Annotated in this window: 16 protein-coding genes and 1 tRNA gene; 5 read left to right on the top strand and 12 right to left on the bottom strand. The window is 35.0% G+C overall.

Translation table 11 applies throughout. The annotated features are described in order from the left end of the window. Positions 1–185: 185 nt before the first annotated feature. Genes HMPREF2810_RS13090 through HMPREF2810_RS13070 form a run of 5 tightly spaced genes read right to left on the bottom strand, consistent with a single transcriptional unit; the run spans position 186 to position 4,570 of the window. Positions 186–1,259 (bottom strand): ABC transporter substrate-binding protein, encoded by a 1,074-nt coding sequence (locus HMPREF2810_RS13090; RefSeq protein ID WP_002384113.1) that lies wholly within the window; start codon positions 1,257–1,259, stop codon positions 186–188. Next, a complete protein-coding gene (locus HMPREF2810_RS13085; protein WP_002356512.1) occupies positions 1,256–2,092 on the bottom strand; it encodes an ABC transporter permease in 837 nt (278 codons plus the stop codon). The genes HMPREF2810_RS13090 and HMPREF2810_RS13085 overlap by 4 nt, the downstream gene beginning before the upstream one ends. Beyond that, positions 2,092–2,898, bottom strand: coding sequence for an ABC transporter permease (locus HMPREF2810_RS13080; RefSeq protein WP_002356510.1), 807 nt, complete (start codon positions 2,896–2,898; stop codon positions 2,092–2,094). The genes HMPREF2810_RS13085 and HMPREF2810_RS13080 overlap by 1 nt, the downstream gene beginning before the upstream one ends. An 18-nt stretch (positions 2,899–2,916) precedes the next feature. Next, on the bottom strand, positions 2,917–4,002 hold the full coding sequence (locus HMPREF2810_RS13075) for an ABC transporter ATP-binding protein (protein WP_002356508.1): 1,086 nt from the start codon (positions 4,000–4,002) through the stop codon (positions 2,917–2,919). A 25-nt stretch (positions 4,003–4,027) separates the two neighbouring features. Next, the gene (locus HMPREF2810_RS13070; RefSeq protein ID WP_002384111.1) at positions 4,028–4,570 is read right to left on the bottom strand and encodes a helix-turn-helix domain-containing protein; all 543 of its coding nucleotides are present in this window, start codon (positions 4,568–4,570) and stop codon (positions 4,028–4,030) included. 263 nt (positions 4,571–4,833) lie between these two features. Between HMPREF2810_RS13070 and HMPREF2810_RS13065 the strand changes: the two genes are divergently transcribed. The 4 genes from HMPREF2810_RS13065 to HMPREF2810_RS13050 are packed head-to-tail and all read left to right on the top strand — an operon-like array spanning position 4,834 to position 7,805. Continuing rightward, on the top strand, positions 4,834–5,826 hold the full coding sequence (locus tag HMPREF2810_RS13065; protein ID WP_002356506.1) for a YhdH/YhfP family quinone oxidoreductase: 993 nt from the start codon (positions 4,834–4,836) through the stop codon (positions 5,824–5,826). A 15-nt stretch (positions 5,827–5,841) separates the two neighbouring features. Beyond that, positions 5,842–6,615 (top strand): phosphopantothenate--cysteine ligase, encoded by a 774-nt coding sequence (gene coaB / locus HMPREF2810_RS13060; RefSeq protein WP_002384109.1) that lies wholly within the window; start codon positions 5,842–5,844, stop codon positions 6,613–6,615. Beyond that, positions 6,612–7,166 carry a phosphopantothenoylcysteine decarboxylase gene (gene coaC / locus HMPREF2810_RS13055; protein WP_002384108.1) on the top strand — a complete coding sequence of 185 codons (555 nt, stop codon included), beginning with the start codon at positions 6,612–6,614 and terminating at the stop codon, positions 7,164–7,166. The genes coaB and coaC overlap by 4 nt, the downstream gene beginning before the upstream one ends. A 3-nt stretch (positions 7,167–7,169) precedes the next feature. Next, a complete protein-coding gene (locus tag HMPREF2810_RS13050; RefSeq protein WP_002356501.1) occupies positions 7,170–7,805 on the top strand; it encodes an ECF transporter S component in 636 nt (211 codons plus the stop codon). 55 nt (positions 7,806–7,860) lie between these two features. On the opposite strand, the gene HMPREF2810_RS13045 is transcribed toward HMPREF2810_RS13050, so the two are convergent. Further along, on the bottom strand, positions 7,861–9,066 hold the full coding sequence (locus tag HMPREF2810_RS13045) for an aminoacyltransferase (protein WP_048942225.1): 1,206 nt from the start codon (positions 9,064–9,066) through the stop codon (positions 7,861–7,863). 237 nt (positions 9,067–9,303) lie between these two features. Then, a complete protein-coding gene (locus HMPREF2810_RS13040) occupies positions 9,304–9,810 on the bottom strand; it encodes a QueT transporter family protein (RefSeq protein ID WP_002356499.1) in 507 nt (168 codons plus the stop codon). Between the two features lie 508 nt (positions 9,811–10,318). On the opposite strand from HMPREF2810_RS13040, the gene HMPREF2810_RS13035 reads away from it, so the two are divergent. Further along, positions 10,319–11,287 (top strand): hypothetical protein, encoded by a 969-nt coding sequence (locus tag HMPREF2810_RS13035; protein WP_010715402.1) that lies wholly within the window; start codon positions 10,319–10,321, stop codon positions 11,285–11,287. A gap of 273 nt (positions 11,288–11,560) precedes the next feature. On the opposite strand, the gene HMPREF2810_RS13025 is transcribed toward HMPREF2810_RS13035, so the two are convergent. The 5 genes from HMPREF2810_RS13025 to HMPREF2810_RS13005 form a co-directional block, all read right to left on the bottom strand. Further along, positions 11,561–11,634 (bottom strand) — tRNA-Ile (locus HMPREF2810_RS13025). A 20-nt stretch (positions 11,635–11,654) separates the two neighbouring features. Then, on the bottom strand, positions 11,655–12,188 hold the full coding sequence (locus tag HMPREF2810_RS13020; RefSeq protein ID WP_002382621.1) for a PBECR4 domain-containing protein: 534 nt from the start codon (positions 12,186–12,188) through the stop codon (positions 11,655–11,657). Between the two features lie 1,052 nt (positions 12,189–13,240). Beyond that, positions 13,241–13,984, bottom strand: a complete 744-nt coding sequence (locus HMPREF2810_RS13015; protein WP_048942224.1) for a CHAP domain-containing protein — start codon at positions 13,982–13,984, stop codon at positions 13,241–13,243. 13 nt (positions 13,985–13,997) lie between these two features. After that, positions 13,998–14,258: a phage holin gene (locus HMPREF2810_RS13010; protein ID WP_010715403.1), complete on the bottom strand. Its 261-nt coding sequence runs from the start codon at positions 14,256–14,258 to the stop codon at positions 13,998–14,000. Then, complete coding sequence (locus tag HMPREF2810_RS13005) at positions 14,251–14,481, bottom strand: hypothetical protein (protein ID WP_002382617.1); 231 nt, start codon at positions 14,479–14,481, stop codon at positions 14,251–14,253. The genes HMPREF2810_RS13010 and HMPREF2810_RS13005 overlap by 8 nt, the downstream gene beginning before the upstream one ends. Between the last annotated feature and the right edge of the window lie 28 nt (positions 14,482–14,509).

The raw sequence follows: 14,509 nt of genomic DNA, 5'->3' as shown, positions 1-14,509 counted from the left end.
TAATCTTACAGAGATGAGTACTTTTTGTGTACCTTGAAATCAAAAAAAATGGGACAATAATCAGATTTTTTTCTGATTATTGTCCCATTCTCTTTTGGTAGAAAATTGGAAAACTGACAGCTAAAAAGGCAGCTTATTTCGCTCTTCATTCGTTGATTTAACACCATTTCAACTGAGTTTTCACGTTATTTCCGATACATCTTAAACTCCAAGAACAGATCGTTATAAATTCCTAAGTATTCTTGACCTAAATCTTGGTAAACTTCTAAATGTTTGACGGTTTCATCATCTGGATAAAATTGTTTATCTTCAGCAACTTCTTTTGGTAATAGTTTTTTAGCTTCTTTATTTGGTGTGGAATAACCAATATATTCTGCGTTTTGTGCCGCATTTTCTGGTCGTAACATAAAGTTCATAAATGCATAGGCACCCTCTTTATTTTTGGCTGTCTTAGGCATCACAATGTTATCAAACCAGAGATTAGAGCCTTCACTGGGAATCACATAATGTAGATGTTCATTGTTTTCTAGCATTTCAGCAGCTTCACCAGAGAAAGTTACAGCAACTGCACTTTCTTCATTAGCCATGTACATTTTGATTTCATCGGCAACAATTGCTTTGACATTGTTCGTTAATCGGTTTAACTTATCGGTAGCCTGACGTAATTGTTGGTCGTTTTTACTGTTTAACGAATAGCCTAAACTGTTCAAAGATAATCCTAACACTTCGCGAGCGCCATCAATCAGCATGACATTATTTTTTAATTCCGGGCGCCATAAATCATCCCAATGTTGGATCTGACGGCCGTCAATAAATTTATCATTATAAATAATCCCCAACGTGCCCCAGAAGTACGGAACGGAAAACTTATTTTTGGGATCAAAGGATTGATCTAAAAAGCGTGCATCAATGTTTTCTAAGCCTTTTAATTTGCTGTGATCAAGTGGTAAAAGCATCTTCGCTTTCATCATTTTTTGAATCATATATTCAGAAGGAATGGCAATATCATAGGCTGTACCACCTTGCTGAATTTTTGTATACATAGCTTCATTAGAATCAAAGGTTTCGTAATTGACTTTATAACCTGTTTCTCTTTCAAATTTCTTAATCAAGGCCGGATCTATATAGTCCCCCCAATTGTAAATGGTCAAGGTATCTGCTCCTGCCATGCCACTTGCTTTCTCCAATTGGCGCACGCCAAAAAACAAGATGACAATAATAGCGATAATTCCAATAAAAAGTGACTGTAATTTTTTCATTTTAACTTGGCCACCTCACTTTGTTCCCGACGCATTTTCTTTAAACGTTTTGGCGTATTGTCTTTACTGATAAAGTAATAACCGACAACTAGAATCATTGAGAATAGGAATACTAACGCACTTAAGGCATTGATTTCTAAACTAATTCCCTGACGTGCTCGTGAATAAATTTCAACAGATAATGTTGAAAAACCATTGCCTGTCACAAAGAATGTTACGGCAAAATCGTCCAACGAATAAGTAAAGGCCATAAAGTAGCCAGCAATAATTCCTGGCGCTAAAAAAGGCAAAATAATATTTTTAATCACTTGAACATTATTGGCCCCTAAATCCCGTGCCGCATCTACCATAGAATCGTTCATCTCTTGTAGTTTTGGTAAAACCATTAAAACAACAATTGGAATACTAAAGGCAATATGCGACAATAATACACTTGTAAAACCTAAACTGATAAACCCTACTGCCGTGAAGAAAATTAAGAAACTGGCTCCAATAATAACATCTGGTGAAACGAGTAAAATGTTATTAAAGCTAAGCAACGTGTTCCGGTTTTTACGACGTTTTGTATAATAAATCCCCATCGCACCAAATGTTCCAATGATGGTTGCTATTAAAGCCGATAAGAAAGCTAGCAAAAACGTATTCAGAACAATGGTTAACAAGCGTGTGTCTTCGAAAACGTTCCGATAATTATCTAACGTAAAACCAGTAAACTGATTCATCGTTTGCGTGTCGTTAAACGAATAAAAAATCAAATAAAAGATTGGTGCGTACAGTAGCGCAAAGACAACGAATAAATACACATAAGACCATTTAAACTTTTTCTTTTGCATTATTTGCCACGCCCTTTCTTCTTCTCACCCGTCAGCAACATCACAATAAACATGGCAACAATTAAAATCACACCAATTGTTGAACCCATGCCCCAGTTTTGCGTTACTAAGAAGTGTTCCTCAATCGCCGTTCCCAACGTAATCACCCGATTGCCGCCAATTAAACGCGTTAACATAAAGAGCGAGAGCGAAGGAATAAAGACAGCTTGAACGCCACTTTTCACACCGTTTAGGGAGAGAGGAAAAATGACACGGCGGAACGTTTCCGCACTGCTAGCTCCTAAGTCCCGACTAGCACTAATCAATGAAGGATTCATCTCTTCTAAGGCATTAAAAATCGGCATAATCATAAATGGAATTTCTATATACGTTGCGACAAATAAAAAACTGAAATCTGTAAACAGAATTTGGTGCGTACCCAAACCCATAAAACTCATAAACTGATTGATACTCCCATGAATACTGAAAATCCCAATAAAAGCATAAGCTTTTAATAATAAATTCACCCACGTTGGTAAAATAACGAGCATTAACCATAACTGTTTATGCTTGAGCTTTGTCAAAAAATAAGCCGTAGGATAACTTACCAATAACGTAAAAATGGTAATCAGAAAAGCATACCACACTGAATTAATGGTCATACTTAAATACGTTCCTGATGTAAAATACGTTTGGTAATTCGCCAAGGTAAACTGGCCATTCATATCGAAAAATGATTGATAAATAATCATTAGCACTGGCGCAATGACGAATAAAAGTAACCACATTACATAGGGAATCGAATAAATTCGACGCATTGTTTTCATTTTATTTTCCCCTTTCGTTTACTCGTCGTAACTTTCTAAACGGGCATCAAAGTCTTCTTCTGATTCATTGAAGCGCATCACGTGAATATCTTCTGGCTCAAAGGAGAGCCCTACTTGAGCGCCTTCTTTGGCTTTTCGAGTGGAATGCACCATCCATTCATTTCCTTGTTCATCAAAACAAATAATTTCATAATGAACGCCGCGGAATAACTGCGTGTCCACCGTTACGGTTAGCTTGCCTTTTTCAAGCGTGGTAATCGTTAAGTCTTCTGGACGTAAAACGACTTCTACAGGTTCATTTTTCCGCATGCCGCCATCGACACATTCAAACTTTTTGCCCACAAATGAAACTAAATTATCTTCCAGCATCACGCCGTCCACAATATTACTTTCCCCCACAAAGTCAGCAACAAAGTGATTAATCGGTTCATCATAAATATCGACTGGTGTGCCACTTTGCACGATATGACCTTTATTCATGACAAAAATTTCATCGCTCATCGCTAATGCTTCTTCTTGATCATGGGTCACAAAAATAAAAGTAATCCCTAAACGTTGTTGTAAATCACGTAGTTCATATTGCATCGCTGTGCGTAATTTCAAATCTAAAGCGGATAACGGCTCATCTAAAAGCAATACTTTTGGCTCATTGACAATCGCTCGTGCAATTGCGACCCGCTGACGTTGGCCCCCAGACATTTCACTAATTTCACGTGTTTCGTAGCCGGGTAATTGAACCAAACGTAATGCCTCTTTCACTTTTTTTTCAATTTCTGCTTTGGATAGTTTTTTGATTTTTAAACCAAACGCAACATTATCAAAAACATTCATGTGAGGAAACAAAGCATAATCCTGAAACACGGTATTGACTTGGCGTTTATTGGCAGGTACATCATTTATTCTTTTACCATCAAAATAAACATCGCCAGAAGTCACGTCATTGAATCCCGCAATAATACGCAAAATCGTTGTTTTGCCACATCCTGAAGGTCCTAATAACGTATAAAATTTTCCTTCTTCAATTTCAAAGCTGACATTTTTTAATACTGGTTCATCGTCAAATTGTTTGACAACATTTTCAAATGAAATCACATGGTTTCTCACTGGATAAACTCCTCCATTTCGTCCTTTATAAATACGATTCTGTCGCCACAATTAACGCACGACTTTTTCCTCGACCATTGTTGCTAATTTGGTGAGGTTCTGTTGCTTGGTAATACATGGTTTGACCTTTTTTAGCAATATACGTGGCTTCCCCTAATATCAAACGAATGGAGCCATCAATCACATAAATAAATGTTTCTGATAGAGAAGGTTCAAACGTTTTATATTCGCCATTTTTATCAAAAGTAATAATGACAGGTTCCATTTCTTTTTCATTTGAGGCTGGAATTAACCATTTTAGTTCATAGCCATGTTCTTCATCATAATAGAGGGTACTTTCTTCTTCATTGTAGACAATTTTCTGTTCAAGCGGTTGCTGACTAAAAAACTGCTCTGGCGTCACGCCTAGTACTTCTAAAATTGAGAAAAATGTTTCCATTGATGGTGAGCTTAAATCCCGCTCCAATTGGGAAATATAGCCTTTGGATAAATCCGTTCTTTCGCCTAATTCTTCTTGCGTTAAATTTTTCTGAATGCGTAAATTTCTCAACTTCTCACCAATTTCCATGGCACACCTCGTTTCTATTTTCAGCTAATCTTTTCAACAAAAGTTTTGTAATACTAAACTTACAGTTTAGTTTTACCTTTTTTAGTATACGAACTTTTTGAAAAATTTCAACCATTTTTCTTTATTTTTCTAGTCTAATTGTCACACAATCTTTCTTTTCTGTATAACTTACTGTTTATAAGAAGAAAAATGATACGAAAAAATCAGAATATGATAAAATAAGACGAGTTGCTTTTTTACATAATTGGAAGGAGAGTTTTTATATGAATTCATTTCAAGCATTTACGTTAAGAGAACAAGATACATCTGTTATTGGTCAACTAGAAACCATTACTTTAGACGATTTATCAGAAGGCACTGTAGTAATCAAAGCAGCCTACTCCTCAGTTAACTTTAAAGACTCTTTAGCTTCAAAAAAAGACGGCGGTGTGATTCGCAATTATCCAATGATTCCAGGAATTGATGTCAGTGGCACTGTTGTCACATCGGAAGATCCTCGTTTCAAAGAAGGCGATAAAGTGATCGTAACAGGCTATCAATTAGGGGTTAGTCATACTGGTGGTTATTCTGAATATGTGCGTGTTCCTGGCGATTGGGTAGTTCCACTTCCTGAAAAAATGAGTCTCAAAGAAGCAATGATCTTCGGAACTGCTGGCTTTACGGCCGGATTATCTGTCACAGCTTTAGAAGACGATGGCTTACGCGACGACAAAGAAGCCCCCATCATTGTAACTGGTGCGACAGGCGGTGTTGCGACATTGTCTATTGCGATGTTGCATCAATTAGGCTACACTTCAATCACTGCATTAACTAGAAAGCCAGATTCTTTTGAGCTTTTAAAAGAGTTAGGTGTTAGTGAATGCTTATTAGTAGAAGATTTCTTAGCAACTCCTGTTAAAGCATTGATGAAACAGCGTTTTGCTTTTGCAATTGATACCACTGGTGGGGAAATTACTTCTGCTGTTTTACCACAACTTCGTTATGATGGCCGTTCAGCCATTTGTGGCCGCGCTGCTGGAATTACATTAGAGACAACCGTTTTACCCTTTATTTTACGGGGCGTTCATTTATTGGGCATTGATTCGGTTAATGTTGGTATGGACAAACGAAAAATAGTTTGGCAACGTCTTGCCACTGATTTAGACATCACTGAAAAAGCTGTGTATCAAGAGATTACTTTAGAAGAACTTCCCCCTGTTTTTGAAGCATTACAAGCAGGCCAACATATTGGACGGACCATTGTCCGAATTTCTTAAGGAGGCGTTTTGATTATGGATGTTTTAGTTACTGCTGGTGGAACGTCAGAACCGATTGATAATGTTCGTTCGATTACCAATCATTCTTCTGGCGGACTAGGAAAAGCAATTGCTGAAAGTTTTTTAGCTGCTGGACACACCGTAACCTACGTAACAACCAAACATGCATTACGTCCAACCCAACAATTGGACTTATCAATTAAAGAAATAGAAACAACGGTTGAATTAGCCACTACGTTAGAACAACTCTTTGCTGAAAAGCAATTTGATGCGATTGTTCACGCAATGGCAGTCAGTGATTTTACGACGGAAACCGCGCAAACGGAAGAACAATTTATTGCTTCTTTTGCGCAACAATTAAGCGAACAAACATTGCCAAAGACCAAAGAAGCCTTGGCAACTATCGTTCAAAACACATTGAATCAGATTGCTGATATTCCTCAAACAGCAACAAAAATTTCATCTGATACGGACCGATTATTAATTTTTCTAAAGAAAAATCCTAAAGTCATCCAAATGATTCGTGACAAGCAACCCCAAACTGTTTTAGTGGGCTTTAAATTACTTGTCAACGTTTCACAAGAAGAACTTGTCCAAGTTGCACAAGCCGCTTTGGTTAAAAATCGGTGTGACTTTGTCTTAGCCAATGACTTGATGAACGTTCATGAAACAGAACACGAAGGATTATTAATTAACGAAACGGGCATTGTCCAAGAAGCTTGTTCAAAACAAGGGATTGGTTCAATGATCGTTAAAAATGTTGAAAAGAAATGGAGAGAACAACAATGAAAACTATTTTATTAGGCGTCTCTGGCAGCATTTCTGCATATAAAGCAGCAGATATTACAAGTCAACTAGCTAAGCTTGGCTACAATGTGGAAATTTTAATGACTAAAAGCAGCACAGCGTTCATCACTCCGCTGACGTTACAATCACTTTCTAAGAATCCAGTGCATACGGATGTCATGATGGAAATTGATCCCAGTAAAATTAATCACATTGAGTTAGCTAAAAAAGCGGATTTATTTTTAGTAGCACCTGCTTCGGCCAATACCATTGGGAAATTAGCCCATGGGATTGCCGACGACTTATTATCAACAGTTGCTTTGGCGCTTTATCCTGAAACACCAAAAATTATTGCGCCCGCGATGAATACGTATATGTACCAAAACCCCATTGTCCAACGAAATATTGGCATTTTAAAAGAAGTCGGCTATCAAGAAATAATCCCACGTGAAGCTCTATTAGCTTGTGGCGATTATGGTCGTGGCGCACTTGCCACTGTTGAAGATATCATTCAAACAGTGATGAAAATTTTAGCATCTGATAACAAGGAGTAATTTATGAATAACACGAAAAAATTTACGTTAACAGCAATGTTCTTAGCTATCTTACTTTTACTGGCTTTAACCCCGCTAGGATTTATCACATTAGGTCCTTTAAATTCGACCACGATGCATATTCCTGTAATTATTGGTTCCATTGTTTTAGGGCCAAAAATCGGTAGTATGTTGGGCGGCACGTTTGGGATCATTAGCTTAATTAAAAATACGACAGCACCAACACCTTTGTCGTTTGTTTTTTCTCCATTTATTCCTGTGATCGGTACCGATCATGGTAGTTGGAAGGCACTTTTAATTGTGCTCATTCCGCGGATTTTAATTGGGGTCGTTCCTTATTTCGCTTACAAATGGCTAAATAAATTAACGAAGGAAAAAGCGCAACCTGTCTCCTTATTTGTGGCTGGTGTTTTAGGCTCAGCAACGAATACCATTTTAGTCATGAACATGATTTATTTTCTTTTTAATTCAGCTTATGCTGAAATTATTGGTAAAGCTGGAACTGCTGTTTACCTAGCTATTATTGCGACGATTTTCAGTTCTGGTGTGCCAGAAGCTCTTGTTGCTGGTGTAGCTGCTTCAGCAATTGCTAGCGTTTTGCTTCGCTTAATGAAACGGAATGCAACGCAAAAACTATAGAAAAAAACACAGGGACTAAAAATCAAGTTTGATTTTTAGTCCCTGTGTTTTTTATTTATTTTTTTTGTTTTCGTAATTTATAGGCATATTCACTGGCTTTAAATAATAATTTATTAACCGGTAAATCGAATTCCCCAATAAATTCATTAATCGTTGGGTTGAAGTTCGCTTTAAACTTAATTAAGCCATCATTTAAACTACCTTCTAAGCCGCCCATATTACAGCTTTCGCAGCCACGGTTAAAACATTCTTGAATGGCATCTCGCCAAGTCACATATGTTGGCATGTAGCGTTTATAACGATCATCTAAGCCAGCATAAAGGATTTCACTTGTTGGACCAAATGTCACAGCCAAGGCGCCAGCAACCGTGACGATTTCACCAGCTTCTGCGATATTTTCTTCTAATTCTTTTAGTTCCCGAGTCAAGGAAGCATCTAATTCTTCTAAATTATGGCGCTTTTTCACTTGATTTTCTTTCAAATTACTCAAGTCTTTTTGATTTTTGTCATAGCGTTGTCGCGTGCTGTCTAAGCGTTCCTTTAAATTGACTTGCGCCAGCATAATAAAGGAGTCTTCTGGGTAAATGTTCAACAGCTTCTTAAAGTAATCACTATTCCGCAAAGAAATATGTTGGCGTTCCATGGTTGATTGAATGACTTTTTCAAATTCATCAACAAAGTCAACATGCCCTTGCTGCACAACTACCCCTTTTTTTTCAGCTGTTTTAATCATTTTCTTGGTACTTTTTGACAATTGTTCCTCACTAAAATCTTCACGATAAATATTCGCTTGGAATCGGGGCTGGATGGTGGCCCCCATATCCATTGTCAGTCCTTGATATTTGGCCCCTGCTTTTTTCAAGGTCTCAATAATAGATGTCGCTTCAGCATGCGGTTGATGTTCTTCTCCCAAATGGAAATCTTGATAGTGAACCGCAGGATCCATTTTTATAAATAAAGCTCGTTTTTTCTTGCCAAATTTTTTCAATTCAGCCATAAAGTAGTTGACCAAACGTTCATTTGTATAGTCCATTACAGGACCTCTTGGTGTATATAACATCGTAAAACCGGCTGGTAATGGTTTGATTAAAACTAAACTTGATGCAACTAATGTATCCTTTTCATAAACCCCAACAATTTCAGAACCCCAGTTATCCTTGACTTTTGCCCATGAAGATGACTGTAGTAAATTACATAATGGGTGATTTTTAACAAATGTATCGTGTACTTCTGCCGGAATACCGATTTTAAATGTGTACATGTTCAAACTCCTCTGCTGTGACTTTCCAATAGTCCGTTTATCTTACACTATCATAGTGTATTCCAACAGACTAGTAAAGTTTTACATGAAAATTTTTAGAAAAAATGTAGATCTTATTCTTTATGTAAAAAAGACGAGGTAGAAACAGTTCATTCTATCACTTAGTTCACTAATAGCAACGACACTTTTCTTCACTGCCATTCAAAGGATGAATCATTTCTATCCACATCTTTTCAATTAAATACGTGTTTCAAATTTTAATGACTTGTTGATAAAGTACATGATTGGTGCTGAAATCGTCATAATAATCGCTTCACTTAATGCTAACCAACCATAAGTTGTCCAAAATGCTTGACCGCCACTTGGTACTAGCATAAAGGCAATAAAAAACATACTTACAGTGAAAAATAGACTATTTAGACACATTCTAACAGGAATACTTGGTACCTTTTTTTGTAAAAAAGCTGTTAAGCTCAACGCAAATAATGTTTGTGCTCCACCAAACAGAGCATCCATTACACCGAAACCAAAAAATAAGTTAAAAAAGATAACGCCGCCTAAAACACCCCACATCAATTTGCGATTGAAAACGACTAGGTGATTCAAACTTTCTGAAATTCTAAATTGAATCATACCAGAAGAAACTGGCCGAACCAATAAAGAGAGGACAATATATAAGCCCATAATGATACCATTGGCTAAGACTGTTCTTAGCTTTCGATTGGCTTGAAACGAATTTTGCATACTTTTTCCTTCTTTCTCCGAGTTTTTTTACAAGGGATGGTTGATGAACCTTGAACTCCATTATAGCATGTATTTCATGATATAAAAACATTGATTTATCAAGGTTTTCGAGATTCCAAAAGTTTTTTATTTAGTGTATTTTTTCATATTTTCACTATTTTTTGTGGCAAGTTTGTGGCAAATAAACAAAAAAATCCCTACTTCTCATTGTGAGAGGTAGAGATTTGCTTATTTCTTAATTACCATTCTAAAAATATTTTTGTTTTATACAGTACAACCAAGATAGAAAAACAAAAGTATCTCAAAAGTATTTTACTATAGAAAAAAGTTATTGTTACAAGCTTTAGACTAAATTAATTATAAAAATCAAAAGTAATTCAAAAGAATTGACTTTTCATAATGCTGTTAACGTGTTTTTATGGATCATTTAGTTCTTATTTTATTTCATGCTATAATGAAAACAACCGTACTGGCATACGGACGAATAAATTATGAAATGGGGATACCAATGTTAGAATTAGAAAAAAGAATTGCTGAATTAGATCCTTTTATGACCTCGTTGTTTGTTGATTTCTTGTACGGTCGCACTCTATTTAAAGAATTTGAACCTCATTCCGATGATATACTTCTATTTGCAAAATTAAATTATAAGTATCAAACCTTTCTCATTGGTACCAATGAAGAACACGAAGATATATTTTTTTGGAAAAATAATTATGTAAAGATATGGTGTATAGGAATTGGTTCTCCAGAAATAGGTCATAACGATCTTCTCTTTTTTGCATCTTGTGCGGATACTGACAAGATAAAAATTGTAGACTGTGTAGAAGCAACAACTACTCCCACTTTCTATAAATTAGACGCAGTGGGCAAAATAAAATTTTTAATTGCTCAGAAATGTATTCCGGATATTTCTGATACTATAATAAAAAATTCGATCGTCAACAGCCCAAGTGTTGAATTTTTCATTAAGAAGTGGACCGCAAATGAGAAAAAAACAATTGATACATTGATTTCAACGCCAGCGAGCCTGACAGATTTTAACAAAATGACACTCAGAGCAAAAAGATATAATTTTGAAGAAATGTTACAAACAATTAATAATAAACAGTTTGAAATAGAATTTGATGAATGTTTATATTGCTATAATAACCAAAAATGGTTTGTCTGTGCCGCCGGACTCGGAAGCATCTTAGAACATTTACTTTATTTGATTCTAGAAAAGAATAAAATGATAGATTCTAACTTTCCTGATGATGCTACTGCAAAAATATATATTGAATATATGAGTAGAAAACCCATTAGTATTAAGAAAAGAGAGCGCACCAATCTGAAGACACTATTCCTTATCAGAAACTCCGTCTCGCACTATAATCAAGGATTTACTTCAAAACAACAGTGTGCCTTCTTAATGGACGGAATCAAAGATGTGTTCAACAATTATTATGTTAAAGATTTCAACTTAGATAACAACTGATTTATTTCCCTAACTTTTTTTGGTCCATATGAATTATACTGAATATAGCCATTTTTATATTCATATGGGACTCCTTCATCATCATATAAAACTTCTTGTAATTGAGGGTGGTGATAGAAATATTCTTCCAACAATTCGTTAATAAGACTAATTTCTGTAGAATTTATCTTCAAACATACCCCTCCTAATAACTATCTTAGTTTTACTTCATTCTATTATAGCATTTATCAAATAAAAAACCTACTCCTTTATCTAAGAAGTAGGTTTTCATTATGGACCATACAGGACTCGAACCTGTGACCGAACGGTTATGAGCCGTTTGCTCTAACCAGCTGAGCTAATGGTCCTGAAATTTATTTCTAAACACTTATAGATTAAATGCAATCATTTCTAAAGTTAAAATTTTTGCTCTTTTCGATTTAGGAAATATTGGACGATTACTCTTTGATACATAGAAAGTAACTGGTGTATAAACACAATTACTGATTTCTCGTAATCCAAGTGTCAATGTTTTATTTTTATGAGGATGACTAAACGCTATATCTAATTTCATAGATGAACCAAATCTATCTGCTTCAGATACATATATCACCGAATCATTATATCCTTCTAAAAATATTTCTAAAATAAACTCAAATAATTCTACTCTATCTTTTATAAGTCCGAAATTACGATGTCTCTGCAAATGCTTATATGTAATGGCTTCATTTTTCAATTTTTGACAAATTATTTTAGGCGAATCATTATAAATCTTGTGTAACCCTAATAAATGTGGCAGTTGTAAAATATCAAATTTTATATAAAAACAATCTAATTTAACAAACGGCGTTGTAATAACAGCAATCTTGCCATCAAGATTTGATAAATATAAATTATATGTTTTTTGCAAATCTTTAGGCATTTTTTTACAACTCCTTTATAATTTTAGACAAAAAAAAAGAGTGCAAAACATGGATACCGTCCCATGTAGACCAACGCTAGGTTAACCCACCCGCTGGGGATCGTGGGTGCACTCCGTTCCCACTTTGATTGAAAAAATTCAATCTAAATCAGAAAGAGAGGTAATAATATATATATCCCTCATACATAATATAACATTAGCTAATAAATTAAGCAATCACAACATAGCATACAACTAATTAAAAAACAATATAAAAGAAGACAATATAGAACAAAATGCTTTCATTTGTGAATATATGATTCAACAGAGGCTAAGCGAAAAACTTATTAAATTTTATTAAATAACAAAAAAATGACCACCTTATTGAGAAAAGGCGGTCTGCGTGAAAATAAATAAATCTGTACATATAGAATATCACATCTACTTTTTTTATTCAATATTTTTATGTAAAAAGATACCGCCTTATTGGGAAAAGGCGGCAAATGAAATGTAAGTATAAAATAGTATTAGGGAACCATGTTTCAACACGCCTTTTCTATGAAACGCTCCTATTGTTTCCAATAGGAGTGTTCTATCGAAAAGAGTCATACTATGATGACAGCTTTATTTTAAAACAACCTATTTTTTAATGCAATACTTTTTATATAAATTTTTTATAAAAATAGTTTTCTTTTTTACATTCATAATTGGCTATTTTATGAATATATTTTCTTGACACGATAGCTTTAACCTGAGGAAAGCATTCCATAAAAAAGCTCCTATCTTGGACTTGGGATAAGATAGGAGCACTCTTCTCGAAAGAAGATCATATATGAGTGTATTAAAAAGGTAACTTTATTTTAAAACAATTATTCTTAAATTTCAATACCTTATATATAAAAACAGGTATCAACTACGATACCCGTTCTTTTCAAAAATTTAAAAGTAACATGCTTTCCACTAAAACCCTAAGTATATTTTACATCACTTCATTCTATATTTCAATAGAATTCAATGAGACTAAACAAAAATTTCTTAATCTTTTATGTATCACCCTCAAATTGAGGGCTTTTTTATTTAACGACTGGACAAACAGTTTCCAAGCGATTGTACCATGGCGCATTTTTATTCCATTCTTTTTGTGTATATTCTGGAATTTCTTTTCCATTATTTTTACGATACACATCTTTAATCACTTTTACTTCATCTGGATGATATAACCGTCTACAATTTACACCATTACAGAAAAATGTCGCCCAGTGTGAGCCATTCCATTCTAAAGCTCCTTTTTTTGGATTAATTGGTCGCTGATATAGACAATACATCGTTGTTTCTCTCCCTTGTGTTGTATTTTGTGTTGATTGTATAGAACGTTTTACTACTGAATGAGAGGAGGAATAGTTCGGACGAATTACTCCCCAAACACCATCCATTGTGTGTTTGATTGGTTGAGCAGCACTACCTACTTCCAAACTAGCATTGACCCAGTTTTGATCAACACTAACGAATGTACCATCAGATTTCCCATTCTCTGTTGCAATTGCAGTATGCCCATATTGCGCATAAGCACCTAATCCCCAAATCATCACATCTCCTGCTTGAATGTCTTTTGCTTGATACACACGCAACCGTTGAAATCCTGTTGGGATTGCTTGTGTAGTTAATGCAATCGCATCCCCGATTGGCCACCAATGAAAAAACTTATTCATCACGTGAACAGTTAAATCCATACACTGCGAACCATACGAACCGTCCATGTCTACTTGTTTACCGATTAAACTATTGACATAATTTATGACCTCATCCTTTTTTGTCACTATCCTTCTCTCCCTATTTCTTTAGTTTTCTATAGGACATCGCCTGATCACTATCTAATAAACCTTCTGTAGTTGGATCTTTAACAACTCCTATCAGAGCTAATAACAAAAAAACAGTATTGATGATTTGAGTTAATTGTTCATTTAAAATGGTGTAATCCCACCGAATACCAAAAATAGATAATATCTGTTGTACTAATAAAAAAATCAGCCCTAAAAGACTAATCACAAATACTTTACTTTGAAAGCGTACCTTCCAATTAATTTTATTCATGTTTTCTTCCTCCAATACTTTTAAAAATCGTTTTATTTTGCTCCTCTAATCGTGCAATTCGAATCTCATGATTATTCAATCGATTCACCGCATCTTTTAATTCCTGTAAGCTTTCCTCTAATTTTGAGAACACATGATGAAACTTCATCAAAGCAAAGAGAATACTTCCAATTAACCCCAATACGGCAATAAATTCTGTAATTGACAAACCAAATAAATTCATAGAATTTCACCTCTTCCATAAAAAGAAC

The sequence above is a fragment of the Enterococcus sp. HMSC078F03 genome (genome assembly GCF_001811595.1).
Taxonomy (GTDB): domain Bacteria; phylum Bacillota; class Bacilli; order Lactobacillales; family Enterococcaceae; genus Enterococcus; species Enterococcus faecalis.
This window is presented reverse-complemented; position numbering and strand designations above follow the sequence as displayed.

Coding starts and splice junctions, on each gene's coding strand:
- coaB (WP_002384109.1), top strand. CDS start 5,842: ATGGATGTTTTAGTTACTGCTGGTGGAACGTCAGAACCGATTGATAAT.
- HMPREF2810_RS13040 (WP_002356499.1), bottom strand. CDS start 9,810: ATGCAAAATTCGTTTCAAGCCAATCGAAAGCTAAGAACAGTCTTAGCC.
- HMPREF2810_RS13010 (WP_010715403.1), bottom strand. CDS start 14,258: ATGAATAAAATTAATTGGAAGGTACGCTTTCAAAGTAAAGTATTTGTG.
- HMPREF2810_RS13005 (WP_002382617.1), bottom strand. CDS start 14,481: ATGAATTTATTTGGTTTGTCAATTACAGAATTTATTGCCGTATTGGGG.
- HMPREF2810_RS13050 (WP_002356501.1), top strand. CDS start 7,170: ATGAATAACACGAAAAAATTTACGTTAACAGCAATGTTCTTAGCTATC.
- HMPREF2810_RS13035 (WP_010715402.1), top strand. CDS start 10,319: ATGTTAGAATTAGAAAAAAGAATTGCTGAATTAGATCCTTTTATGACC.
- HMPREF2810_RS13045 (WP_048942225.1), bottom strand. CDS start 9,066: ATGTACACATTTAAAATCGGTATTCCGGCAGAAGTACACGATACATTT.
- HMPREF2810_RS13090 (WP_002384113.1), bottom strand. CDS start 1,259: ATGAAAAAATTACAGTCACTTTTTATTGGAATTATCGCTATTATTGTC.
- HMPREF2810_RS13080 (WP_002356510.1), bottom strand. CDS start 2,898: ATGAAAACAATGCGTCGAATTTATTCGATTCCCTATGTAATGTGGTTA.
- HMPREF2810_RS13020 (WP_002382621.1), bottom strand. CDS start 12,188: ATGCCTAAAGATTTGCAAAAAACATATAATTTATATTTATCAAATCTT.
- HMPREF2810_RS13085 (WP_002356512.1), bottom strand. CDS start 2,092: ATGCAAAAGAAAAAGTTTAAATGGTCTTATGTGTATTTATTCGTTGTC.
- coaC (WP_002384108.1), top strand. CDS start 6,612: ATGAAAACTATTTTATTAGGCGTCTCTGGCAGCATTTCTGCATATAAA.
- HMPREF2810_RS13065 (WP_002356506.1), top strand. CDS start 4,834: ATGAATTCATTTCAAGCATTTACGTTAAGAGAACAAGATACATCTGTT.
- HMPREF2810_RS13070 (WP_002384111.1), bottom strand. CDS start 4,570: ATGGAAATTGGTGAGAAGTTGAGAAATTTACGCATTCAGAAAAATTTA.